The following is a 24,878-nucleotide window of genomic DNA, read 5'->3' on the forward strand; positions in this document are numbered from 1 at the left end:
GTGCATGAATTTTCAGGTTTATGAGGACGATCTTTCGATCGCCTCAAGTGGGACGAGTCCCACGGTGATCAAGGTGATCGGTGTCGGTGGCGGCGGAAGCAACGCGGTGAATCGGATGATTCAGTCGGGGCTGACCAATGTCGAGTTTATCGCGGTGAATACCGATCTGCAGGCTCTTCAGGGGTCCCAGGCGGAGGTCCGGATTCCTCTGGGAACCAAGATAACGGGTGGTCTTGGTGCGGGGGGAAAACCCGAAATCGGGGAAAAGGCCGCCCAGGAAGACAAGGATCAGGTTCGGTCGGTGCTTGAAGGTGCTGACATGGTCTTTGTTACCGCCGGCATGGGTGGTGGAACGGGCACGGGGGCCGCGCCGGTGATCGCTGATATTGCCCGGAGTTTGGGAATTCTCACGGTGGCTGTGGTGACAAAGCCCTTCGATTTTGAGGGCCGGAGAAAGAAACAGCTCGCCGAGGAGGGGATTTCCCGGTTGCGCGATGCTGTGGATACGCTTATTACTATCCCGAACCAGCATCTGCTGAAAATCGTTCCCAAGGATACTCCCATAACCGACGCGTTCCTGGTGGCCGATGATGTTCTTCGCCAGGGGGTCCAGGGAATAAGTGATCTCATTACCAAAGAGGGAATGATCAACATTGATTTTGCCGATGTCCGAACAGTTATGGCGGGACAGGGTGACGCTCTCATGGGAGTCGGCTCCGGCGATGGTGATAATCGGGCTGTCGATGCAGCTACCAACGCGATCAATAATCCCCTGCTTGAAGATGCCCGGATAGAGGGGGCTGACAAAATACTGGTGAGCGTTACCGGAGGTACAAGCTTTTCTCTCTCGGAGTACGAGGAGATAATGAAGATTATCACCGCCAACGCCGACGCCGAGGTGCTTGTTATTGCCGGGACTACCGTTGACCAGACCCTGGATGAGCAGGTGCGGGTTACAGTGATCGCCACCGGTTTCGGAGAATCCGAGCAGAGCGGTCTTTGCCGGGAAGAGGAAACGGTAACGGTTTCTGCCGATCCAGGAAAATCCGAGCCCAAGGAAGCAGAGCCTGAGTTTATTACCCTCGATTCCTGGAATACCTACACGCGGTCGAACCCGCACCAGGACGACCTTTTTGCGGAAGATGGCGAGGAGGAGATTCGCCTGGGGGTCCCCGCAATTTTGCGTAATCGGCGCCTCTCGGGGAACCGCTGAGGATAGTTCTGGAGGAAGTGATGGTTTCCACGACGGTACTGGACCGATTTGCTGATTACCTTCGGGTGGAGCTGCGTCTCTCGCAGCAGACCGTGGAGACCTATCTGCGGGAGTGTGTTGGAGCCGAGGTGTATGCAAAGGATCGAAGTCTGGAGCTGTCGCTGCTCACTACGGCCGATGTGATCGATTATCTTCTTCACCGTCAGCATGCCGATGCTCCTCTGGATCACCGGACTGTGGCCAAGGGGCTCTCGGCTCTGCGGTCTTTCTTTCAGTTTTGTGTTCTGGAAGGGTTGCGTCCTGACAATCCAGCTACGACCATCAGCTCTCCCCGGGGTGAACATCGCCTGCCGGGGGTGCTCTCGGTGGAGGAGGTGGAACGTTTGCTCGAGCAGATTGATCTGGCTTCCCCCGGGGGGGTCCGCGATCGAGCTCTTTTTGAGTTGATTTACTCCTGCGGGTTGCGAATTTCTGAAGCGGTTGATCTGGAGCTTTATAATTTGTACCTCGACGAGGGGTTGGTGCTGGTTCGCGGGAAGGGTGATCGGGAACGTCTGGTGCCTTTGGGTGAGGAGGCGGCCCGCTGGGTTCAACGATATCTTGCCGAGGCCCGGCCCTGCCTTGTAAAGGTTGCCTCGGAGCGAGCTGTCTTTGTAAACCGTCTGGGGGGAAGGCTTTCCCGCAAGGGAATGTGGAAACGCTTTCACGAACTTACCCGGGCTGTGGGAATCGAGGCAAAGGTGCACACTTTGCGCCACAGTTTTGCCACCCATCTTTTGGAGGGCGGGGCGGATCTGAGGGCCGTCCAGGAGCTTCTGGGCCATGCCGACATTGGCACAACCCAGATATATACACATATCGACACCGAGGATCTGCGGGCCTATCACCAGCAGTATCATCCCCGGGGCGGGGCTGCCGACCGGGAAGACTCATCGGTGTGAGCAGGTGTGTCGGGGGAGGATGGATGTGATGATCAAGCTCCGGTTCCACCGCCTCGGGGGGGCGCAGCCGCTGCGGAGAAAGATTCCGGAAGTCTTTCTCTTCGTGGTGGCGGCGGTTGCGCTCGGAGGAGCAGTTCTGCTTCTTTCGGGATGTCCCGAGAAAAAGGAACCGGAGCTCGATTTTTTGCGTGCCACCGAAGGAGTTGAGTATCAGGGGGTTGAGGTGGCGCCCGAACGGATTGCGGAACTCCGCCGGGAGGCTCGCCGGTACCGATCCAAGGTGGAAGAGGTCACGGAGGCATTGGCCCGGGAGGCCTCCTTCCAGAAACTGCTTGCCAATGAACTGATGCAGCAGGGAATGCACGGCCCTGCCCTGGAGGCTCTGCAGCGGGCCTTGGCGATCCAGACGGACAACCCCGTGCTGTATTACCTGGCTGCTGTTGCTTCCGGCCGGGCTGCCCGGGCCCATCGGATCGACGGAGGCCGGGAGAAGCTCCTGGAGCAAGCCGAGGCTCTCTATCGGGATGCGATTGCTTTGAATCCCCGGTACCGGGCGGCTCTTTTCGGGCTTTCTGTTCTGCTCTCCTTTGAACTTGATCGCCCCCAAGAGGCGCTGGAGTATGCCCGACGCACGGCGGAGCTGGAAACAAAGGACCCGGCCGTTCGTTTTCTCCTGGCCCATGTCCTGGTTCGTACGGGAGAACTGGCTGAAGCGAGCCGGATTTATGATGATCTTGCCCGGACTGCGCCCGCTGCGGAGCAACGCCGACGGGCCGCTGCAAACCGTGACGAGTTGAGGAGGAACTGGCAGTGAGGGACCAGGTCTGCACCCGGGATGATGTGCTGAGCCGGGCTCTGGCGCAACCCGCTCCCGAGAGAGATGCCCTGCTCATGGCGGGCCGTTTCCTCCCGTTGCGGCCTCTGGAGCGGATCCGTCTGCTTGCGGAAGCACCCGGGACGGAACAGTTGCTGAAGCTGGATCACTACCGGGTGGAACGGATTATCGGGCGTCCTCTGCGCAAAACAGCCTGGAATCCCCGGCAGCTTCTGGCAGAGACGAAGCTCGACCTTGATTGGCTCTCTGGAGGGGAGCGATGGATTCTCTGGATTGGCGATGCCGGGTACCCCGCCCATTTGCGGGAGATCTACGACCCCCCGGCTGTTTTGTACGGCTGGGGGAATGCCCGGGAGGTTCAGCGCCGGGGAATTGCCCTGGTGGGGACTCGTCAGCCTGACCATGAGGGAGAGGTGGCGGCTTTCCAGGCAGGCTATGATCTGGCCCGGAGGGGTATTGTGTGCGTGAGTGGCCTGGCTCGTGGAATAGACGCTGCCGCCCATCGGGGAACGGTGGGTGCCCAGGGCGTGGCCGTAGCTGTTCTGGGAAGCGGAATTGATGCGGTATATCCAGCGGGGAATCGTCCGCTGGGAGCTGACATTCTGGATCAGGGGGGAGCGATCGTGAGCGAATATCCCCCGGGTGCGCCTCCCCGACGGTATCAATTTCCTGCACGAAACCGGATAGTGGTGGGACTCTCGGCGGGTGTGGTCGTTTTTCAGGCTCCTGAGCCCTCGGGAGCGCTTATCTCGGCGGAGTTTGGTCTGCAGCTTGGTGTAGAGGTGATGGTGCATGCTGTCGGGGCTGCCTGGACGGGGTGCCGCCGATTGCTCCAGGCGGGGGCTTCCCTGGTAGAGAACTCCGAGGCCGTGCTGGAACTGATTGGGCCTGGGGCCGTAGAATGCAGGGGTGAGGGGCTTTCTCCCGGCACTGATCTTTCTCCAGGGGATGCTGCAGAACGGGCAAAGCTGGCGCTCTTTGATCTTCCCGGGGAGGTGCGGCCGTGACAATAGGCGAAGAGGTTGCCCGTTACCTGGACTATCTGAGGAATGTTCGCCGTCTGGCCCCTGCCAGTATTGAGGCGTATCAAAGGGATTTGCATATTTTTTGTGCTTTCCTGGAAGAGCACAGATGCGATTCCCTCTCTTCCCTGGACTCCCGGCTGGTGCGGCGCTGGATACGGGCCATGGGGACCCAGGGAGTCGCCGCAACCAGTGTGAATCGACGGCTGTCGGCGGTGAAGGGGTTTTTTTCGTCTCTTCAGGAAGAAGAGAAGATACGATTCAACCCGGCGGAAGCTGTGCGGAGTGTCAAAACTCCCCGGCGTCTGCCCCCTACGATGTTCGAGAAGGAGATGGCCCAGCTTCTGGATATCGATCGTCATGACCTGGCGGGCTTGCGTACACGGGCGCTCCTGGAGATTCTCTATTCCACGGGAGCACGGATCAGCGAGATCTGTGGAGCCAACGTGGACGATCTGGTCTTTCGGAAGAGGGCGCTCCTGGTGCACGGAAAAGGCGGAAAAGACCGGTTTGTTTTTCTGGGAGATACCGCCTTTGAGGTTCTGCGGGAGTATTTACCGCATCGTCACGAGTTCCTGGTCCAGCGGGGATTGGTGACGACCAAGGCCCTGTTTATAAATCTGCGGGGGGGGCGCCTCACCCCCCGAGGAGCAGCGGGGATTATAACCAGGCGAATTGCTGATGCAGGGTTGGGGAAATATCTGACTCCTCACGGATTTCGCCATTCCTTTGCAACGCATTTGCTGAATCATGGAGCAGATATCCGGGTGGTACAGGAGCTTCTTGGGCATTGCCGTTTGTCCACCACCCAGATATACACCCAGGTAGGAATGGATCGGCTCCGTCAGATCTATCGCCAGGCCCATCCCCATGCACGATTGCGGCGGGACACAGCGATGGACCGGGGCACAGAGTGTGGCCGAGGTACAGCGATGGACCGGGACACAGAGATAAAAAAAGAACAATGAATTATACGATGAAGGATGGAATACAATGAGTACCACCAGGGGAACACCCCGGATTCGAAGCACTACAATCGTGGCGGTTCAGCGAGGTGATTCTGTTGCAGTTGCCGGCGATGGACAGGTTTCCATGGGAGAAGCCGTGGTAAAGGGAAACGCCCGAAAAGTTCGGACCATTTATGACGGGCGAATCGCCGTGGGGTTTGCCGGAGCCACGGCTGATGCCTTTACCCTCTTTGAACGGTTTGAAGCCCGGATCAAGGAGTATAGCGGAGATCTGATGCGCAGCGCCGTGGAACTTGCCAAAGATTGGAGAACCGACAGGACCTTGCGCCGCCTGGAAGCGATGCTCCTGGTGGCGGACAAGCACAAGGTTCTTCTCATCTCTGGTACCGGTGATGTGCTGGAGCCGGAACATGGAGTAATGGCAATTGGATCAGGCGGAAACTACGCCTTTGCGGCTGCCCGAGCGTTGCTAAACAACACTGATCTTTCGGCCAGGGAGATAGCCGAACGGTCCTTGCAGATTGCCGGGGAAATATGCGTCTATACCAACGGTCATATTACGGTGGAGGAGCTTTCGTGAAATTAGAGGATCTGACCCCAGCAGAAATTGTCGCAGAGCTGGACAAGCACATTATCGGACAGACCAAGGCAAAAAAAGCCGTGGCGATCGCCCTCAGAAACCGCATGCGGCGCCAAAAGCTCCCCGAAGAACTGCAAAACGAGGTGGCCCCCAAAAATATCATCATGATCGGCCCCACGGGCGTGGGAAAAACCGAAATAGCCCGTCGGCTTGCCCGTCTTACGGGAGCCCCCTTTGTTAAGGTGGAGGCCACCAAGTATACCGAGGTTGGCTACGTAGGGCGCGATGTGGAGTCCATGGTGCGGGATCTCATGTCGGTGGCCATCACCATGGTGAAAGAGGAGCTGCGCGAAGAAGTACGCGAGAAGGCGCAACAGCGCACGGAAGAGCTCCTGCTGGATCTTCTTCTTCCCGGAGGGGGGCGCAGCAGGGCCGATGAGGGGTTGGAGCCCGTGGCGGTGAATGCCGATCCCGAGGGGGATCTCGCCGCAGGAGGGGTTTCCGCTCACACCCGGGAGCGGTTCCGCGGGATGCTTCGTGAAGGAAAACTGGACGAAAAGGAAGTGGACGTTACCCTGAGCAAGCAGGCCATGCCGGCGATCGAGATCTTTTCAGGTAGCAACGTGGAGGAGCTGGATCTCAATCTGGGAAATTTGGGAAGCCTCTTTGGCGGAAAGAAACGAAAGCGTCGCATGACGATCAATCAGGCCCGGGAATATATCCTCCAGGAAGAGATGGACAAACTGGTCGATACGGAACGGGCCGCCGAGTTGGCGCGGGACCGGATAGAGAACACGGGAATTATTTTTATCGACGAGATTGACAAGATCGCCACCCGCGAGGGACGTTCCTCGAGCGACATTAGTCGCGAGGGGGTTCAGCGGGACATTTTGCCCATCGTCGAGGGTTGTCAGGTCAATACAAAACATGGGGTGGTCGATACCTCCCACATCCTCTTTATTGCCGCCGGAGCTTTTCACATGAGCAAGCCCAGCGACCTGATTCCCGAACTGCAGGGGCGCTTCCCCCTGCGGGTAGAGCTGGAAGCACTGGAGGCGGAAGAGTTCTATCGAATCCTTACGCAGCCAAAAAATGCCCTGATCCGACAATACAAGGAACTGCTACTCACCGAGGGAGTGATCCTGGAGTTCGAGGACGAAGCAATCCGGGATCTCTCCCGCATTGCCGCCGATGTAAACAGTCGCACCGAAAATATCGGGGCTCGCCGCCTTCAGACAATAATGGAGCTGCTTCTGGAGGAGGTCTCCTTCAATGCCCCTGATCTTTCAGGACAGACAATCCCCGTTACGCAGCAGTATGTGAAGGATCGCCTGTCCGATGTGGTGGAGGATCAGGATCTGAGTCGCTACATCCTGTGATATATCCTGTGATATATCCTGTGATATATCCTGTGGAGGGTAATAAACCCGGGAGGATGCGCCGATGATAGGAAAAAGGAACCCTTAAGATGAGGAGAAGGAGTCGGACATGATCGAAGGAACCAGCCTGGGGAGGCAGCTTGATATTCTTCATCGCTCCATGGATGCAAGCCTGTTGCGTCAAAACGTGATAGCCAACAATATCGCCAACGCAAACACGCCCAACTTCAAGCGAAGCGATGTGAACTTTGAATCTCGTCTGGCCTACGCCCTGGAGAGTTCTGCCCGGAAGCCCCGATTCCGGGAGCAGACTACCCATGATCGGCACATCCCCTTTCACAAGCCCCTGGACTATCGCGATGTGCGTCCGCGGCGCGTTCTGGATTTTGCCACAACGGCCAAAAACAATGGGAACAACGTGGATATCGACGTGGAGTCGATGGATTTGATGAATAATCAGCTGGCTTACCAGATGATGACCCGCTCCGTGGCAGATTCTTTTGCCCGGATCAACCTGGTCTTGCGGTAAGGCTTTCAGGAGTAGCATATGGGACTTTTTTCCAGTATTAATACAGCAGCTTCGGGCCTGACAGCCCAGCGATTGCGTCAGGATGTGATCGCTGACAATATTGCGAACGCCAACACCACGCGCACCGCCGAGGGTGGCCCCTATCGGCGCTCCCGGGTGGTCCTCAGGCCACGTACGGAAGGCGTCTCCTGGAAGAGCCCCTTCGTTCCCCGGCCCCTGGATGAGGGAGTGGGGAAGGGCGTCCGTGTCACCAGTGTGGAAAAAGACATGGACGCCGAGTTGCGGATGGTCTACGATCCCACTCACCCCGATGCCATACAAAGCGGCCCCCGCGAGGGCTACGTGGAGTATCCCAACGTGACAATCGTGAGCGAGATGGTGGACCTGATCGACGCATCACGAGCCTACGAGGCCAACGTGGCTGTGGTAAATGGAGCTCGCACCATGTTTCAGCGGGCCCTGGAGATCGGGCGGTAAGCCCGAGAGGAGACGCCATGAATATCATGAATCCGGCAGGAATGAATCGACAGGCCTTGCCCATTGCGCGGACGCACCGGAATCACCTGCCGGGGCGCACCGAACCGCTTCCGCCCCGGACAGAACCGTCTGACTTCAGAGGGGCTCTCCTGCGGGGCCTCGAGGATGTAAACACTCATCAAAAAGCTCACGAGTCGCTTTCGGTGCAGGCTATTGTGAGTCCCGAAAGCGTCGATGCCCATGATCTCACCATTGCAGCGGCAAAGGCCAACACGTCCTTGAGTATTGCAAAGAACGTGGTAGACCGGGTGGTTCAGGCCTACCGGGATATAACAAGTCTGCGTTAGCTTCTGTTCCGGGGAGCGAGAGTAACAAGGTGCGGCAGGTTCGCTGATCGGCAGCGGCGGGACCGGCAGAGGATGCACCACAAAGGGAGGGGAAGATGAAAGAATTATTTGCACGCCTGAGGGAACGGATCCAGTCCCTGTGGGGGCAATGGAAGACACCACAGAAGCTGATGTTTGGCGGGATCATTGCCGTAACGCTGGTGGCGCTGGTCATGCTGGTGGTGTTCAGTGCGTCTCCCACGCAGGTTCCTCTTTTGCGGCGTCCCATAACAGATCCCCAGCAACTCAACGATATCGCAAACCGGCTGGATCAGGAAAACGTTTCCTACACCATTACCCCCGACAACCGGATTATGCTCGACGACGAACAGACAGCCCAGCGAATGCGCTCCATCCTGACCAGGGAGGATCTGATTCCTTCAGGAACCGATCCTTGGGAGCTTTTTGATGTGGAGCGTTGGACCCTGACCGATTTTGAGCGAAACGTTAATTTACGCAGGAGTATCACGAGACAGATCGAGCGGCACATCACCGCCCTGAGTGATATCGATGCCGCCAGCGTATCCATTGTCCTGCCCGAGCGTCAGCTTTTCACTTCCGAACAGAACCCGGTGACTGCCTCGGTGATACTTACCCCCAGACCGGGCAGTGATATCAGGGAAAACCGGAAGAAGATCCAGGGGATCGAAAAGTTGATCCAGTTTGGAGTGGAAGGACTGCAGGCAGAACACATCACCATTACGGACCCCTCGGGGGTGGTGCTGAACGATTTCCAGAGCCTCCAGGAGTTTGACCGTCTTGAACTGACCCGGCGTGAACTGGCGATCATCCGGGAGCAGGAAACGCTCTATCGCCAGTCTATTGTGAACGCCCTGGCCGAGATATTCGGACGCCACCGTGTCCAGGTGGTGAATATCAACGTCGACATGGACATGGGAAAACGCACGGAAGAGACGGAAGAGTTCTTCCCGATCGTCACCGTTCCCAACAACCCGAATACTCCCTTCGACGAAACAGAGTTTGTCCTCTCAATTCCCCGATCGCGCGAGCGGGTTGACGAAAAATACGAGGGGACCGGCTTTAATCCCCAGGGCCCTCCGGGGATGGAAGGCCAAACGCCGCCAGCCTACCGGGACCTGGAGGGGCTGGTGGGCCGATGGTCCAACGAAGAGGACCGGACAAACTACGAGATCAACACACGCCGCACCATGGAAGAGAAGAGCCCTACCATCGAGCGTATTACCGCCAGTGTTGCGATCGACGGAACCTGGCGATGGTCCTACGACGAACGGGGAAACGTGAAGACCAACCCCGATGGAAGCATTCTCCGGGAATACACCCCGGTTTCAACAGAGGAGCTTCAGGCTGCCCGGGAACTGGTGGAGCACGCCGTAGGATTCAGCGACCGACGGCGGGATTCCGTAAGCGTTCGGCACCTTCAGTTTGATCGAAGCGCCCAGTTCCAGGAGGAAGACGAGCGATTTCGACGGCAGCGTCAGATTCAGATGATCGTGCTCTACGTCCTGGTGAGCATTGCCATAATTCTGGTTTCCTTCATCGTCTTTCGCCTGGTCTCCAGAGAGATCGAGCGCCGCCGCCGTCTGCGGGAGGAGGAGCTCGCACGGCAACACCAGGCAATGCGGGAAGCAGCCTTGCGGAGTGCCGAGGAGGAGAGCGCCGAAGTGGAGATGTCTGTGGAAGAGCGGACACGGATGGAGCTGGAAGAGATGGCTATCAATATGGCCCGGGAACATCCCGAGGACGTGGCTCAGCTCGTCCGGACCTGGCTCGCGGAGGAGTAGAAGGATATGGCGAAACAGCAGGCAGCGCAGGGATCCGCAGCAGCCGGGGGAGGCCTTGTTGGTGGCGGGGCCGCAACGGGCGGGAAACGCAAGAAAGATCTCTCGGGTCGACAGAAGGCGGCAGTTTTTCTGGTGACTCTGGGGAGCGAAATTTCCAGCGAGATCTTCAAGCACCTTCGGGAAGACGAGATCGAGACCCTGACTTTCGAGATCGCCCGGATGGAGAACTTCGGCAACGAGGAGAAAGAATCGGTCCTTCAGGAGTTCCAGGAACTCATGATGGCCCAGGACTTTATCAACTCCGGGGGTATCGAGTATGCACGGGAACTTCTGGAGAAGTCCCTGGGATCCCAGAAAGCGGTCGATATCATCAACCGCCTTACCACGAGTTTGCAGGTTCGCCCCTTTGATTTTATCCGACGGACGGACCCCACGCATTTGCTGAACTTTATCCAGCAGGAGCATCCCCAGACGATCGCTTTGATCCTGGCCTATCTTGAGCCCCAGAAAGCAAGCGTGATTCTGGGAAGCCTTCCCAACGAGATACAATCGGACGTGGCCAAGCGGATTGCTACCATGGACCGGACCTCCCCGGAGACGCTCCGGGAGGTAGAACGGGTTTTGGAAAAGAAACTGGCTTCCATCTCCAGCGAGGATTACTCCGTTGCAGGTGGTGTGGAAAGTATTGTGGAGATTCTCAACCTGGTGGACCGCTCGACGGAGAAGGTCATTATTGAAAGCCTGGAAGAGGAAGATCCCGAACTGGCCGAGGAAATCAAGAAGCGGATGTTCGTCTTCGAGGACATTGTCATGCTTGACGACCGGGCCATTCAGAAGGTCATGCGGGAAGTTGACACCGCCGAGCTGGGCAAGGCACTGAAGGCGGTGGATTCCGAGGTTCAGGACAAGATTTTCCGCAACATGTCAAAACGTGCTGCAGCGCTTCTGAAGGATGACATGGAGTACATGGGGCCGATCCGCATGAAAGATGTTGAAGAAAGTCAGCAAAAGATCGTCTCCATCATTCGCAAGCTTGAAGAGCAGGGTGAAATTGTTGTCGCCCGGGCTGGAGAAGACGAACTGGTTGTCTAGAAAGCAGGTTGCCCAGGTTGTGTGCCTGGCAACCAGGTCTGTGCAAACGTGACGGTGCAGGGGGGCGTTGGGAATATTCGGAAAACCTGCCGAACCCGGACCTCCAGGGGGAAAGGAAAAAATGGGAAAGAACGTTTTCAGATCGGGTGAGGTTCAGTACAAACCCCATAAAGTGTTTCTCCAGCCTCCGCGGCCGGTAATGCCTCACCAGAGAACGCCCGTTCCCGTTGAGACCATCGACGAAATCGATGAAGTTGAGAGCCTCGAAGACTACACGGGTCCAACTGCCGATGATCTGCGCCGCGAAGCCGAGGCATTCAGGGAACAGTGGGAACAGGAGCGGGAGGAGCTGGTCAGCGCGGCACGAGCCGAGGCGGAAGAAATTCTTCACAAGGCGGAAGAAGAGGCTTTTCGGCAGATTCGGGACAAAACAGAGCAGGCTGCCGAAGAACGCCGGCGGGCCACCGAGGAGGCTGAGGCTGCTCGTGCCGCCGCGCAGGCCGAGGCCGAGCGGATTATTGCCGAAGCCGAGTCCAGAAGTCAGACGATCGAGGCCGAGGCAGCCCGCAAGGGACACCAGGAAGGTCGCGAGGCGGGAATTCAGGAGGGGCTTGGGGAACTCCAGCGCGTGATCGATCGCTTCCACCTGGTCCTCTCCAAAGCTATCGAGCGGCGCAACGAGATCATCCAGGAAAGCGAGTCCCAGGTGGTAGCTCTGGTGTTGAGTATCGCCAAGAAGGTAATCAAGGTGATTAGCGAGCACCAGAAAAACGTGGTGATCAACAATATCTCCCAATCGCTTCAGAAACTTCAGCAAAAAAGCGATATTATCGTTCGGGTCAACCTGGCGGATCTGCCGCTGGTAACGAGTCATCGCGAAGAAATTCTTCGTATGGCCGAGCGGGTGAAGCACATTACCATCGCCGAAGACACCTCGGTCGATCCCGGCGGGTGCATTATTGAAACAGATTTCGGCGAGATCGACGCGCGCATCAGCTCGCAACTCCGGGAAATAGAAGACCGTATTCTTGAGATGGTGCCTATCAAGAACCGTCCCAAGCGGTCCGGAGGGGCGGTGTGACAGAGGAAGGACGGCCATGGCGATAGAGTTTCTGGAAAAGTATCAGGCTCTTGTTGATCAAACCGAAACAATTCGACAGGTCGGCCGTGTTCAGGCTGTGGAAGGTCTCCGCATCGAAAGCCTGGGGCCCCAGGCCCGGGTTGGCGAACTCTGCCAGATCCATATTTCCAGTATCGGACAGACCGTTCTGGCCGAGGTGATAGGTGCCCGCGAAGGGGTCATTCAACTTGCCCCTTACGGCGAGATCGAAGGAATTGAGGTGGGAAACCTTGTAATCGGCCTGGGAGAGACCTTGAGTGTCTCCGTGGGCGATCAGCTCCTGGGAAGAGTTCTGGACGGTTTGGGTAATCCCCTGGACGGATTGGGCGATATTGCCGGGGTTCATCGGTATCCGGCAATCCAGCGTCCCCCCGATGTGCTGAGCCGTCGACCCATTCAGGAGCAGATCGAGACGGGCATCAGGGCGATCGACGGTCTCATTCCTACGGGAAAGGGTCAGCGTTTGGGTATTTTCAGCGGAAGTGGTGTCGGTAAATCTACCTTGATCGGTATGATAGCCCGAAATACTTCGGCCGACGTGAACGTGATTGCCCTGATTGGTGAGCGAGGAAGGGAAGTTCGGGAGTTCATCGAAAACGATCTGGGTGAGGAAGGCCTCGCCCGAAGCGTCGTGGTGGTCTCCACCTCGGATACTCCCGCTCTGGCCCGTCTCAGAGCGGCCTATGTGGCCACGGCTGTGGCCGAGTTTTTTCGCGACCAAGGGCGGGATGTAATGCTTATGTTCGATTCAGTTACGCGGTTTGCCCGGGCCCAGCGGGAAATCGGCCTTGCCCGGGGAGAGGGTCCTGCCTCAAGGGGCTATCCTGCTTCGGTCGACGCTGTGCTGCCCCAGCTTCTTGAACGGTGCGGTACCAGTGAAAAGGGAACGATCACCGGGTTCTACACGATTCTGGTTGAGGGCGATGATATGGACGAACCCGTTTCCGACGCCGTCCGGGGTATCCTTGACGGCCATCTGGTGTTGAGCCGGGAGCTGGCCCAGCGGTACCACTACCCCGCAATCGATGTCCTGGCCAGTGTAAGCCGCCTGGTGAACAAGATAACCCTTCCTGATCATCGCGATGCTGCAGGGGCTCTGCGGCGACTTCTGGCGGACTATAAGGAAGCCGAGGATCTGATTAACGCCGGCGTGTATGTTGCCGGGAGCAATCCCGCCATCGATGAGGCGATACGGAAGCGGCCGATGATCCTGAAATTGCTTCAGCAGAGTTCGGACGAGTGCAGTTCCATTGAGGAAACCCGTAACGCTCTGCGGGAGATCGCGGGAATGGAGATGGCCGATGCGTAAGTTTCACTTTCGGCTCCAGGCAATTCTGGATATTCGTCGTCACCAGGAAGACCAGCGGCGTCTGGAATTAGGGGCGGCCACGGCAGAGTGCACCCGCATCACCGGGGAGATCGAGGTGCGCCGGGAGCTGTGCCGTCGAACGCTCACCGAGGGAGAACCCGGGGCTCGCCTTGAGGACCTGGGCTACCGCTCCGTGCAGGCTGCCTACGCCCTGCGCCTGCGCCACGAGGAGGCAACCCTTCAGAAGGAGCTCGAACAGGCCCAGGAGGTGCGCCAGAAGGCGGCTCTGCGCTATCAGGAAGCCCGCCGTGCCGCTGATGTTCTTGATCGGTTGCGGGAACGACGAGCTGCCGTCTATCGGCGGGAGCAGATCCAGGAAGAACAAAACAAGCTCGATGATATCGTAATGAGCCGGAGGATGGGTCATGGCAGCACGCTATAGCAGAATGGGAGCGCTTCCGCAGATCTTGCTTCTCATGCTCCTTGTGCTGGGGCTCACCGTGGGCGGCATGCTCTGGTTTGACTATCTCGGGCTGATCGATGCCCGGGATTCTTTTGCTCCCGTGCTGCGTCTTGTGGGCCGGGAGCCTCGGGAGGTCTTCGACGATCCCGATGATGTGATGCTCATGGATCGGTTGCGTCTGGAAGCGTTTCACGAGGCGCTCCGGCTTCAGGCCGAGGAACTGGCGCTCCAGCGGGACCAGCTTGCATCGTACCGGCAGGATCTGGAGAAACGGGAGCAGGAACTGGTTGCTACAGAAAAAGAATTGGAGGAACGTGAAGTTTCGCTCAATGAACGGCTCCGAGTGTACGAAAATAGAAGAGCAGTGCTTGAGCAGAACTCGCGGTATCTCACGAGTATGCGGCCCGCAGAAGCAGTAGAGATCCTGAAGGGCTACGACGATCAGTTGATGATCGAGACCTTTCGGGTTACGGAGGAGCTTGCAGCCCAGGCCGGCCAGATGTCACTGGTTTCGGTGTGGCTCTCGAGTTTGCCTCCCGAGCGGGCAGCTGATATTCAGCGAAAGATGACGCTTCGGCCTGACGAATAGAAGGAGGAGGTGCCCAGAACGTGCATACTATTGCACCGCTGGCAACGCCAGGTGGTATCGCTTCAGGAAACGCTCCCGGGGATTTTGTGCGAGAGCGCCGGGAGCCGGAGACCTCTTTTGCAGAGTATTTGCGAGCCATCTCTCGCCAGTCCGATTCCCGGGCCGAGGCTGATGCCCGGGCTGAAGCCAGCCGGAACGCCGCTGCCGACAGGCAAAGAAACACCGACAGGCAAAGAAACACCGACAGACTGGCTGGCCGCGACAAACCCGATGTCCCTGACGCATCTCTTCAACAGGAATCACCTGACACGTACGAAACATCGACGTTCTCTCGAATCTCCGGAAACCCTGAAGAGGAAGCCCGGGCGATGAAAGATCTGGCCCGGTCGGATTCTGGGAAAAGAAGCGCGGAACCATCGGGGGACTCGGAGAAAATCCGTGAGGAGCAGGACGCTTCGTCTTTGGCAACCTTTGCGACGGAAGAGCTTGCAGCCCTGGCAGACGTTCTCTCCCGTCTTGAACAACGTGAAGAGGACCAGAAGGCTGGTGAAAACCTGTTGGCGATCCCCGAGGGAGTTGCTTCAGAGATGGCTCTGTCCGGAGAGGTGTCCGACCCTGCCTCCATCGACGCATCGCAGGAAGATGCCGAAAAAAACAAGGTCTCCGCACTGAAAGAAGGGGAGACGGAATCAGAGCGGAGCATATCTCGCCGGAAAGACAGGGCCGAGGCAGGCCGAAACCGAACTTCCCCGGGAGAAGCCGGGGGGGGCCGAGTTGCCGCTGGACAGGCTGGGCACACGTCGAAGGTTCGGGAGGACACCGGCCAGAGGAATTCCGGAGAAGCATCTCCTCGGACCGAAGCAGCCCGTGGCACACCAGGTGTTGAGGCAGGGCAGGAAAAAGGGAGCTCTGATCCGGACGGGGCGACAGGCACTCTTTCCGGTGTTGTTGCACAACGAGGTCAGGGGACCTCTTCGGGACCTCCCCGGGGTCCATCCAGGGACGCCGGCGAGATTGCTCCCCTGGAAGGGCGTTCGTCGGCGTCTGCCGAGCGGTTGCGGAATCGTCGCAGCGGCGAACACCGTGACCAGCAGGGGGGGCAGCAGGATCGTGACTCCCTGGTACGTGAAATGGTGGTGAATCTCTCGGAGGAGCTGTCCGAGGAAGACTCCTCGGTGACCTCGGAGGGACGGGAGTTCTCTGTTCGACTGGATACAGCTTCATCGCCCCTTCAGGACCGGGGGGCTGCCTCGGTTCCCGAGGCCACGGCATCCCTGGCCCGGCGTTTAAATGGCTCGCTGGGCGATTCCATCGTTCGTCAGGCCGAAGTGATGATGAAAGACTCCGACCGGGGTGAGATCCGCCTGATCATTCGCCCCCCCGAGCTGGGGCGGGTGCGGATCCTGTTGCAGATGGAACAGGGCCATATAGCCGGGCGGATTCTTGTCGATAATCAAAACGTGCGCCAGGTGGTGGAACAGAACCTGGCAGCCCTGGAACGGGCCTTCGCCGAAGCAGGGCTGGAGATGGGATCCCTGGAGGTCAGCACCGGCGATGCCCGGCAGCAGGGCGATCAGAGCGCCCGGGGCAAGGCAGGCAGAGGTTCCGGACCCTCGCGCAGAGAGGGGGCAGAGGCCTTGAGCAAAGGTGTCCAGGATGCTGGAGCCTATGACTTTGGCCTCCGCCGGGTGAACCTCGTTGCCTGAGGTCTCCCGAGCACGACGGAACCGAGGAACTGAGGAGCAGAAATGAATATTTCAATGACGATGGATGCAACCGACAAGTCTCGGGTTCAGTCCCAGGCAAACGCCTTCAACCAGGCTCTCTCCGGGGCGAAGGGATCGGGCCAGGAGCTTGGACGAGACGATTTTCTGAAAATTCTTCTTACCCAACTCCAGAACCAGGATCCCACGAATCCCATGGAGGACAAGGAGTTTATTGCCCAGATGGCCCAATTTTCTGCCCTTGAGCAGATGACCAACGTGGCGACGGGATTCCGGGAGTTGAATGAGAGCCTTATGGCTGACCGGGCTGTGCATGTTTTGGGTAAAACCGTGGAGATAAGCCAGGGAGCTCAGACGACACGCGGAACCGTTTCGGCGGTCACCCAGGGGGGCGTCCCCCAGGTTACGGTGAATAATCAGACCTACGATTATTCCGAGATCCAGAGGATCTTGCAATGATCGCAATGGTAAAGGTGAAGAGGTTTATGAAGTTGATGAAGAGGAGAGCACCCCTATGATGCGATCATTGTATTCAGGCGTTTCGGGCCTGCAAAATCATCAGACGCGAATGGATGTGATTGGAAACAACATATCCAACGTAAACACCACGGGGTTCAAACGCGGAAGGGTCAACTTTCAGGACATGATCTCCCAGATGATGCAGGGGCCCGCCCGGCCGGGAGAGCGAGTGGGAGGCGTCAACCCCCAGCAGGTAGGGCTTGGCATGCAGGTGGCTACCATCGATACCCTCCATACCCAGGGATCGCTCCAGACCACGGGAGTCAAGAGTGATCTGGCCATCCAGGGAGAGGGCTTCTTCATGCTTCGTGCCGGCGACGAAAACTACTACACCCGGGCCGGGGCCTTCGGGCTCGATGCCCAGGGTAACCTGGTGAACCCCGCCAGCGGAATGCGGGTCCAGGGCTGGCAGGCCCAGACGGTAGACGGCCAGACCATGGTGAACACCTCGGCCCGCGTGGAGGATCTGGTGATTCCCGTGGGGAGCAAGGACCCGGCCCAGGCAACCTCCCAGGTCTTTCTGGCCTCAAACCTGAACAAGAACACCCCCTTGATTCCCGAAGATGCAACGGATGCCCAGATTCTTGATGGAACCTGGACCGCCGAGTACGACATTTACGATTCCTTCGGCAATACCCACACCCTGCGGATCGACTTCACCCGAAACCCCGATGCAGAGAATCAGTGGATCGCCACGACAACCCTGGGGCCGGAAGGCGACGAGGTTATCCCCCAGCAGCTCTCGGTGGGCGGTGTCGATAGCGTTGATGGAGCAACTTTTATTATCGAGTTTTCCAACGACGGAACGTTGCAGTCGGTGCAGAACGCCGAGGGCGGGCTCATGAACGACGATGATCTGGGAGTCCAGGTGACCTTCGAGGTTCCGCGCAGCAGCATCCCCCTGGATCCCGAGACGGGCCTCCCTGTGGATGAGGTGCAGCTTCAGACCTTTGACCTCAACTTGGGCAGGGCCGGGGCTTTCGTGGACAGTATGACCCAGTACGCTTCGGAAAGCTCTACCAAGGTATTTAACCAGAATGGCTTCACCATGGGCTACCTGGAAGATTACCGGATCGATCAGAGCGGGATCATCACCGGAATTTATTCCAACGGGAACAACCGCTCCCTGGGTCAGGTGGCCCTGGCATCCTTCACCAACCCCGGAGGGCTGGAGAAGACGGGAGAGACCAACTTCCAGGTTTCCATAAACAGCGGGCTTCCCGATATTGCTCCTGTGGGAGTTGCAGGAAAGGGAACGGTTATCGCGGGCGCTCTGGAGATGAGCAACGTGGACCTTTCGGAGCAGTTTACCGATATGATCGTTACCCAGCGGGGGTTTCAGGCGAACAGCAAGACTATCCAGACAGCAGACCAGTTGCTGCAGGAAGTCTTAACACTGAAGCGGTAAAGGGAGTACCCTGATCGGCGATGATTGAACTGACACGACTGGACGGGCGGGTATTTCACGTAAATCCTCATCACATTGAGTACGTGGAACTGAATCCCGATACCACCCTCGTCATGCTTTCCGGAAAGCGTCTGGTTGTGAGTGAAGACTACCAGACGCTCTTTCGCCGCATTGTCGAGTACCGGCGCATGATCGGTCTGTTCAAGAACGAGGAGTAGTTCTGATGGATCTGGGAACAATAATTGGAATTACCACCGGGATAGTTATGGTTTCTGTGGGAATCATTCTCGGTGGTGTGGGGATCGGTCCCTACATAAGCATAGACTCTGTTCTTATTACTCTCCTGGGATCCTTCGGAGCCATGATGGTGGCGAACCCCCTGAGTCGTATGTTGGGGATCACCAGCTACCTGCGTCATGTCTTTACCGTGACAACCTGGAACGAGGAGGAGCTGATCAGTCAGCTCGTTTCGTTTTCCGACCGGGCCAGGAAAGAGGGCCTGCTGGCCCTGGAGGACAACCTGGACGCCGTGGAAGACGAGTTCATGCGCAAGGGTATCCAGCTGGTGGTGGACGGAACGGATCCGGATATTATCAAGCGTATTCTCTACGCCGATCTGGATCAGCTTCAGGAGCGCCACGCCACGGGAATCAAGGTTTTTGACGACTGGTCCAAAATTGCGCCTGCCTTCGGTATGATCGGAACCCTGGTAGGGCTCATAGCCATGCTTGGAAACATCGGTGGTGATGCCACGGCGATCGGACGGGGTATGCAGACGGCGCTCATTACCACCCTCTACGGGTCATTTTTTGCAAACCTCTTTCTTATTCCCATGAAAAGCAAGCTGGAAGATCGGGACAAGGAGGAGAGCCGGGTAAAGGAAATCGTCATCGAAGGAGTCCTCTCGATCCAGAGCGGTGATAACCCGAGGATCTTGCTGGAGAAACTCGTCTCCTTCCTTCCTCCGAGTCAGCGGCAGGCCGTGCGGAGCGAGAGCGGCGCTGATTGATATGCGCAGAAGCAGGTTGATATGCGCAGAATAGAGGATAGCTGCCATGGCAGGTGATCGGAAAAAATGCAAGAAATGTCCTCCCGAAGGCGCGCCCGACTATATGCTCACCTACGGAGACATGGTGACGCTGTTGCTTACCTTCTTCGTGATGCTCCTTACCACTGCCACCATTGATGGCCATCAGTTGCGGCTTATACTGGCCGCCTTTCCCGGTCTGGGAAGCCTCGAGGGAGGAAACACCCTTGAGGCGGGGCCACTGGCAGAACTTGGTAATACTATAGAATCTCTCCCCTCCATGGAGCGGGGCAGGGCCCTGAGCGAGGCCCGCCGCGAGGCGATCAGCATTTTTCAGCCCGAGATACAGTCCGAGATGGTGCGTGTCCAGGAAGATGAACGGGGGCTCGTGATATCCCTGGCAGGTGATTCGTTCTTTGAGACCGCCAGTGCCCGGGTCCGGATCGAGCAAACCCGGGGGATCCTGCAACGTCTCTCTCGTCTTCTCTCTCTGGAAATACTTTCCGAGAGGACTTTTCGAATAGAAGGTCATACCGATAATATCGCGACTGACCCCAATGGTCCCTGGCCGTCGAACTGGGAGCTCTCCACTGAACGGGCTCTGGCAGTGTTGCGGTATCTGGCGGAGTTTGGTGTGGAGGAATCCCAGTTCCAGGTGATGGGGCTTGGTGAACACCGCCCTCTTTACGATAATACAACTGCCGAGGGACGGGCGTATAATCGCCGGGTTGATGTTATAATACTTACCGACGGTCACTTGTGATCGTCTGGGGCAGAGTTGTTCTGCTCCGGGAGGATGTGCGATGTCTGATGACTTATTTGATCCGGAAGATGAATCGGGCGGTGAAGACAAGCCTGCAGCGGGGAAAAAGAAAATCGGTTTTCTCCCCGCCGTTGTTATTGATATTCTCAAGTGGAGCGCCATCGTTATTGGTGCCATAGTATTTATCGTAGTGGTGGTGGTAATCACCGTCCGGGCCATGGGCGGAGGTGCCAGGGCAGATACCACACGCCTTCCCCTGCATAGCGAGTACGAGCGGGGCGGCGCCGAAATGCTGGACTGGTTCAGCCAGATTGGCGATGTCCGGGGCACCACCAGGGATGAGGTGCGGCGAACCTTTATCGTCACCCCCCACATCGGATATCGCCCCGAGTCGGACGCGACCCTGCAGGAATTAATCCGGCGGGAGATCCAGATTCGTGAGGCGGTTGCGATATACTTTTCTTCCCGGTCTATCCGGGAACTGGAAGGGGTAGAGAACCGCCTGCGGGTAAAACAGGATCTCCGGGAAGAGATCAACAGGATCATGGTGAACCGGGTCCGCGACGTGGCGTTCAGTCGCTATGAGTTCATCGAGTTCTAGGAGTCTGACGCTCCCGGAGGGGTTTCTCTTTTTGGCAAAAGACGGGGCCTGAATGGCTCGTTTGGTCAGAAAGACAGGAGCCGTGCCTTGCAAAAGGCCGAGGGTTATGCAAAAAATGGTATGAAGGGGGCCTGAACCGGTATGAACGAAGTTCTGTCTCAGGACGAGATAGACCAACTCCTCACAGCGATCTCATCGGGAGATGTGGACACTGATGATTTTTCTCAGCCCACAGAATCGCGGAAGATCAAGATCTATGACTTCAAGCGACCCGACAAGTTCTCCAAGGAGCAGATCCGCACTGTCTCGATCATGCATGAAACCTTTGCCCGACTCACAACAACCGCCCTGAGCGCCCAGTTGCGGAGTCTCGTACAGGTTCACGTGGCAAGTGTGGATCAGCTCACCTACGAGGAGTTCATTCGCTCAATTCCGAACCCCACAACCTTGGGGGTGATCAATATGGATCCCCTGAAGGGATCGGCAATCCTGGAGATCGACCCGGCAATCACCTTCTCCATCATCGATCGGCTCTTTGGCGGCCAGGGTGAGGGAACCAAGGTGACCAGAGATCTTACCGATATCGAAACCTCCGTGATGGAGGGAATCATCGTGAGGATTCTCGGAAACATGCGAGAAGCCTGGTCCCAGGTGATTGATCTGCGGCCCCGGCTCGGGCAAATCGAAACAAACCCCCAGTTCGCGCAGATCGTGCCGCCCACAGAAATGGTCGTTCTGGTTACGCTTGAGACAAAGGTCGGTGAGGTTGAGGGGATGATGAACTTCTGTATTCCTTACCTTACCATTGAGCCGATTATCTCCAAGCTTTCGGCTCAGTACTGGTACTCCTCGGTGCGGCGTGGAGCCACCACGGAGAACCTGAATATCCTGAGGGAACGCCTCTCTACCATTGCGGTTCCCATGGTGGTAGAGATCGGATCCATGGATCTCACCGTCCGGGACGTCCTTTCCCTGACGGTGGGGGATGTCATTCGCCTCCAGGATTCTCATATTTACGACCATATGGCGCTCCGCGTGGGAGACCGAAAAAAGTTCTGGTGTAAACCGGGGCAGATCGCAAACAAGCTTGCCGTTCAGGTGACCGGGCGGATCGAGGCGATCGAGACGGAAGAGTTTGAAGAACTCGTGGCGGAAGAAGGAGAGTAGGGAATGAGTGATGGATCCCTGTCCCAGGATGAAATAGATGCACTGTTGGCCGGTACAGGCAACATAGATCTCGGTGAAAGCTCCTCCGGTGGATCGTCCTCTTCGGGAGGGTCTCTGGAGGGGCTGAAGGCGGCCCTTTCCGAGACGGTGCAGCAGCAACAGTCCAACATGGCCATGATAACCAGTCAGGACGTCAAAATGAATGCCCCCACGGTGAACTCCGGAGTTCCCAGCGGGTTTAGCGGTCAGGTGGTTCGTATCAGCTACCGCTTGGGCGACGCCGGGGATCATGCCTATATCCTCTCTGCGGACGATGCCGTCAAGATCGCTGCCGCCTCGATGGGGCTTGACGGGGTGGAGCTCGACGATGCCTCGCTGAACGCAGTCCAGGAGGTTTTTGCCCAGGTTTCGGGGCCGGTGATCAATACTCTGAGTGAGAAAACCGGTGCCACCATCATGCCTGAGCCTCCCAAGGCGGAAATCGTAACGGCCGATTCCCTTGGGTTGCCCGGTGATCCTGTCTACGCCCGCTACGCCGTCACACTGGGCGATAGTGATTCGGTGGTGATCTACGAAATCTTTGAAAGCTCCTTTGCCGCCCGTCTTGAGGGCGGCGCCGGTGCTCCCGACATGATGAACGGGGGGATGGGCATGGGCATGAACATGGGGGGCATGTCCTCTCCCGGAGGCCAGATGGGCCAAATGGGTGGGGGCCAGATGGGCGGAGGCCAAATGGGCGGAGGCCAGATGGGTGGCGGATTTCCTGGTGGAGCCATGCAGCAGCCTCCGGGCGGAGGAGGAATGTTCGGCTCCGGGGCTAACGTCCAGTCTGTGCAGTTTCCGAATCTCCAGCAAAGCACGGGCATTTCCGAGCACGGTAATATCGGGTTGCTCATGGACGTCTACATGGAGATGACCGTTGAGCTGGGCCGCACCAAAAAGCTTATTCGTGAAATTCTCGGAATGGGAGAGGGTACCATCATCGAGCTGGATAAACTGGCTGGAGAGCCCGTAGATATTCTGGTGAACCACAAGCTGATCGCGAAGGGAGAGGTTGTGGTCATCGATGAGAACTTTGGTGTCCGTGTAACCGAAATCGTATCGCCCATGGAGCGGGTTTCCGATATGACCTGAGAAGGGCTTTCCCCGCCGGGGCGGCAGACCGGGCAGGGAAAATACAAAGGGAGGGGAACATTGTTTCAACCACGTGGTGTAGCGGCTCTGGTCGCGGTGGCGCTTGTATGTGCCGCCGTGGCGTTGGTTCCAACACAGAATATTGTTGCACAGGAACACTCTGAAGCACCGACATCCGGGCAGGAGATTTCCGCGCAGGATGTGCCGGTGATTGATGAAGCGCCTCTTCTCCAGGAGGGACGTGACGAGAGCGTCTTCCGGTTTCAGGGGGCGCCTGCAGAAGGGGCTGCTGAGGCAGCCGGTGACGGGGGCAATACCAGGGCCTTTGGGATCGGTGATCTCCTTCGCATGGTGCTGGTCCTGCTTCTGGTCATTGGGGCGGTCTATGGAATCATCTCTTTCCTTCGCCGGAGGGTTCCTCATGTCCGGACCGAGGAGGATTCTCCTCTGCGGCTTCTGGCCTCGCGGGACTTGGGGACAAACACCTGGCTCTACGCGGTCATGGTCGGCCGGGAGGTGCTTCTCCTGGGCGGCGGAGAGGGATCGCTTCAGCTTATCTCCCGTGTGGAAGATCAGGAAACAATAGACGAGCTTGTCCTGGCGGGGTCGCAGAAAACGGCAAAAGACGAAACCCCGCCCTCCTTTGGAGTTCTTCTGGGCCGATTGGCGGGGAACGCCGTTGCTCCCGGCAACGGAACCGCAGCACAACCTCCCCGCTCCTTTCTGGCAGCTCAACAGGAACGGCTGAGAAAGATGCGGCGATGAGACGGCCCTGTTTTCTGGCTGTGGCGGTTCTGTCGCTTCTCCTCCTGTCGACAGCGTTGCCTGTATCGTTGTCGGCCCAATCTGTGCGAGACCGCGATGTGAATACCCTGGGTGATCCTCTCCTCTCGCCGGCGCCGGGTGAAACAGGGCTGCAAATTCCCTTTCTGGATCTGCAACTTCGTGGACCCGATGGCGGGGCCGAGGTTGCCTTTTCGCTCCAGCTTCTGCTGATGCTGGCCGTTTTGAGCCTTTCCCCGTCGATCATTATTATCATGACCTGTTTTCTGAGGATCGCCATCGTCCTGGACTTTGTGAAACGGGCGCTCTCGCTTCAGCAAGTTCCTCCCACCCAGGTTCTCATGGCGATTGCTCTCTTTATGACGGTTTTTATCATGATGCCTACTCTGACGGAGATCTACGACGACGCCTACGTTCCGCTGAGAGACGGGGAGATTGGTCTGGACACTGCCTACAGTCGCTTTGAAGGACCCTTGCGAATCTTCATGTTTCGTCAAATGGAACGGGATACTCGCAGTGTGGAACTTTTTATGCGCATGGCCGATCTGGACCGCCCCGAGACACTCGCTGATGTCCCCACCCATGTGCTGATCCCGGCGTTTGTTCTGAACGAGCTCACGGTGGCGTTTAAAATCGGGATACTCCTTTTTATTCCCTTTATCGTGGTTGATATGGTGGTTGCTTCAGTGCTCATGTCCATGGGTATGATCATGTTGCCGCCGGTGATGATCTCCATGCCCTTCAAGTTGATTCTTTTCGTGCTGGTTGATGGTTGGAATCTGATCATCCAGCAGCTTGTGGTAGGTTTCGGAGGGTTCTCATGAGTCTCGGCCAGGCGGTTACCATTTTCAGGAGCGGGATTTTTCAGCTGTTGATTGTAGCTTCGCCCATCCTCCTGATTGCCATGGTGACGGGTTTGATTATCAGCATCCTCCAGGCTACCACAAGCATCCAGGAACAGACCCTCACCTTCGTGCCCAAGATCGCGGCGATTCTTCTGGCTCTGATCTATTTTGGCCCCTGGATCATGCAAATGCTGATGCAATATACCCTGACGCTGCTGAATCAGATCGGGAGCATGTAACC

Annotated in this window: 28 protein-coding genes; all 28 read left to right on the plus strand. The window is 57.5% G+C overall.

Annotation, left to right across the window (positions count from 1 at the left end; genetic code table 11):
- Positions 1-4: 4 nt before the first annotated feature.
- The 28 genes from ftsZ to fliQ all read left to right on the plus strand — a co-directional run bounded on the left by ftsZ (position 5) and on the right by fliQ (position 24,876).
- Positions 5-1,213 (plus strand): cell division protein FtsZ, encoded by a 1,209-nt coding sequence (ftsZ, locus tag BW950_RS02955; RefSeq protein ID WP_076487806.1) that lies wholly within the window; start codon positions 5-7, stop codon positions 1,211-1,213.
- A gap of 20 nt (positions 1,214-1,233) precedes the next feature.
- Entirely contained in the window at positions 1,234-2,154 is a 921-nt protein-coding gene (locus BW950_RS02960) for a site-specific tyrosine recombinase (RefSeq protein WP_076487807.1), read from the plus strand.
- A gap of 28 nt (positions 2,155-2,182) precedes the next feature.
- Complete coding sequence (locus BW950_RS02965) at positions 2,183-2,968, plus strand: tetratricopeptide repeat protein (protein ID WP_159438705.1); 786 nt, start codon at positions 2,183-2,185, stop codon at positions 2,966-2,968.
- Entirely contained in the window at positions 2,965-3,996 is a 1,032-nt protein-coding gene (gene dprA, locus BW950_RS02970; protein ID WP_076487809.1) for a DNA-processing protein DprA, read from the plus strand. Before BW950_RS02965 ends, dprA begins: the two co-directional genes overlap by 4 nt.
- Entirely contained in the window at positions 3,993-4,979 is a 987-nt protein-coding gene (locus BW950_RS02975) for a tyrosine recombinase (RefSeq protein WP_076487810.1), read from the plus strand. The genes dprA and BW950_RS02975 overlap by 4 nt, the downstream gene beginning before the upstream one ends.
- A 25-nt stretch (positions 4,980-5,004) precedes the next feature.
- Entirely contained in the window at positions 5,005-5,559 is a 555-nt protein-coding gene (gene hslV / locus BW950_RS02980; RefSeq protein WP_076487811.1) for an ATP-dependent protease subunit HslV, read from the plus strand.
- On the plus strand, positions 5,514-6,938 hold the full coding sequence (gene hslU, locus BW950_RS02985) for an ATP-dependent protease ATPase subunit HslU (RefSeq protein ID WP_076487812.1): 1,425 nt from the start codon (positions 5,514-5,516) through the stop codon (positions 6,936-6,938). Before hslV ends, hslU begins: the two co-directional genes overlap by 46 nt.
- 109 nt (positions 6,939-7,047) lie before the next feature.
- Positions 7,048-7,467, plus strand: a complete 420-nt coding sequence (gene flgB / locus BW950_RS02990; RefSeq protein WP_076487813.1) for a flagellar basal body rod protein FlgB — start codon at positions 7,048-7,050, stop codon at positions 7,465-7,467.
- Between the two features lie 18 nt (positions 7,468-7,485).
- Entirely contained in the window at positions 7,486-7,944 is a 459-nt protein-coding gene (gene flgC, locus BW950_RS02995) for a flagellar basal body rod protein FlgC (protein WP_076487814.1), read from the plus strand.
- Between the two features lie 17 nt (positions 7,945-7,961).
- Complete coding sequence (gene fliE / locus BW950_RS03000; protein WP_076487815.1) at positions 7,962-8,291, plus strand: flagellar hook-basal body complex protein FliE; 330 nt, start codon at positions 7,962-7,964, stop codon at positions 8,289-8,291.
- A gap of 95 nt (positions 8,292-8,386) precedes the next feature.
- Complete coding sequence (fliF, locus tag BW950_RS03005; RefSeq protein ID WP_076487816.1) at positions 8,387-10,093, plus strand: flagellar basal-body MS-ring/collar protein FliF; 1,707 nt, start codon at positions 8,387-8,389, stop codon at positions 10,091-10,093.
- A 6-nt stretch (positions 10,094-10,099) separates the two neighbouring features.
- Positions 10,100-11,185, plus strand: a complete 1,086-nt coding sequence (gene fliG / locus BW950_RS03010; protein WP_076487817.1) for a flagellar motor switch protein FliG — start codon at positions 10,100-10,102, stop codon at positions 11,183-11,185.
- Positions 11,186-11,306: 121 nt separating this feature from the next.
- Positions 11,307-12,266, plus strand: coding sequence for a flagellar assembly protein FliH (gene fliH, locus BW950_RS03015; RefSeq protein WP_076487960.1), 960 nt, complete (start codon positions 11,307-11,309; stop codon positions 12,264-12,266).
- Positions 12,267-12,282: 16 nt separating this feature from the next.
- Positions 12,283-13,614: a FliI/YscN family ATPase gene (locus tag BW950_RS03020; protein WP_076487818.1), complete on the plus strand. Its 1,332-nt coding sequence runs from the start codon at positions 12,283-12,285 to the stop codon at positions 13,612-13,614.
- Positions 13,607-14,056: a flagellar export protein FliJ gene (locus tag BW950_RS03025; RefSeq protein WP_076487819.1), complete on the plus strand. Its 450-nt coding sequence runs from the start codon at positions 13,607-13,609 to the stop codon at positions 14,054-14,056. Before BW950_RS03020 ends, BW950_RS03025 begins: the two co-directional genes overlap by 8 nt.
- Positions 14,040-14,666, plus strand: a complete 627-nt coding sequence (locus BW950_RS03030; RefSeq protein WP_076487820.1) for a periplasmic-type flagellar collar protein FlbB — start codon at positions 14,040-14,042, stop codon at positions 14,664-14,666. Before BW950_RS03025 ends, BW950_RS03030 begins: the two co-directional genes overlap by 17 nt.
- 20 nt (positions 14,667-14,686) lie before the next feature.
- On the plus strand, positions 14,687-16,372 hold the full coding sequence (locus BW950_RS03035; RefSeq protein ID WP_076487821.1) for a flagellar hook-length control protein FliK: 1,686 nt from the start codon (positions 14,687-14,689) through the stop codon (positions 16,370-16,372).
- 42 nt (positions 16,373-16,414) lie between these two features.
- Positions 16,415-16,849, plus strand: a complete 435-nt coding sequence (gene flgD, locus BW950_RS03040) for a flagellar hook assembly protein FlgD (RefSeq protein ID WP_076487822.1) — start codon at positions 16,415-16,417, stop codon at positions 16,847-16,849.
- Between the two features lie 55 nt (positions 16,850-16,904).
- A complete protein-coding gene (gene flgE, locus BW950_RS03045) occupies positions 16,905-18,317 on the plus strand; it encodes a flagellar hook protein FlgE (protein ID WP_076487823.1) in 1,413 nt (470 codons plus the stop codon).
- A 20-nt stretch (positions 18,318-18,337) separates the two neighbouring features.
- Entirely contained in the window at positions 18,338-18,535 is a 198-nt protein-coding gene (locus BW950_RS03050; RefSeq protein WP_018525956.1) for a flagellar FlbD family protein, read from the plus strand.
- A gap of 5 nt (positions 18,536-18,540) precedes the next feature.
- Positions 18,541-19,326, plus strand: coding sequence for a motility protein A (locus tag BW950_RS03055; RefSeq protein WP_076487824.1), 786 nt, complete (start codon positions 18,541-18,543; stop codon positions 19,324-19,326).
- A 46-nt stretch (positions 19,327-19,372) separates the two neighbouring features.
- Positions 19,373-20,107, plus strand: a complete 735-nt coding sequence (gene motB, locus BW950_RS03060) for a flagellar motor protein MotB (protein WP_076487825.1) — start codon at positions 19,373-19,375, stop codon at positions 20,105-20,107.
- A gap of 40 nt (positions 20,108-20,147) precedes the next feature.
- Positions 20,148-20,708, plus strand: a complete 561-nt coding sequence (locus BW950_RS03065; RefSeq protein ID WP_076487826.1) for a flagellar basal body-associated FliL family protein — start codon at positions 20,148-20,150, stop codon at positions 20,706-20,708.
- Between the two features lie 141 nt (positions 20,709-20,849).
- A complete protein-coding gene (gene fliM / locus BW950_RS03070) occupies positions 20,850-21,875 on the plus strand; it encodes a flagellar motor switch protein FliM (RefSeq protein ID WP_076487827.1) in 1,026 nt (341 codons plus the stop codon).
- 801 nt (positions 21,876-22,676) lie between these two features.
- Positions 22,677-23,009, plus strand: coding sequence for a flagellar motor switch protein FliN (gene fliN, locus BW950_RS15670; RefSeq protein ID WP_499697503.1), 333 nt, complete (start codon positions 22,677-22,679; stop codon positions 23,007-23,009).
- Between the two features lie 207 nt (positions 23,010-23,216).
- Positions 23,217-23,774, plus strand: a complete 558-nt coding sequence (locus BW950_RS03080) for a flagellar biosynthetic protein FliO (RefSeq protein ID WP_143559104.1) — start codon at positions 23,217-23,219, stop codon at positions 23,772-23,774.
- Complete coding sequence (fliP, locus tag BW950_RS03085; RefSeq protein ID WP_076487830.1) at positions 23,771-24,616, plus strand: flagellar type III secretion system pore protein FliP; 846 nt, start codon at positions 23,771-23,773, stop codon at positions 24,614-24,616. Before BW950_RS03080 ends, fliP begins: the two co-directional genes overlap by 4 nt.
- Positions 24,613-24,876, plus strand: coding sequence for a flagellar biosynthesis protein FliQ (fliQ, locus tag BW950_RS03090; RefSeq protein WP_076487831.1), 264 nt, complete (start codon positions 24,613-24,615; stop codon positions 24,874-24,876). Before fliP ends, fliQ begins: the two co-directional genes overlap by 4 nt.
- Positions 24,877-24,878: the final 2 nt, after the last annotated feature.

The organism is Alkalispirochaeta americana, from assembly GCF_900156105.1.
GTDB lineage: Bacteria > Spirochaetota > Spirochaetia > DSM-27196 > Alkalispirochaetaceae > Alkalispirochaeta > Alkalispirochaeta americana.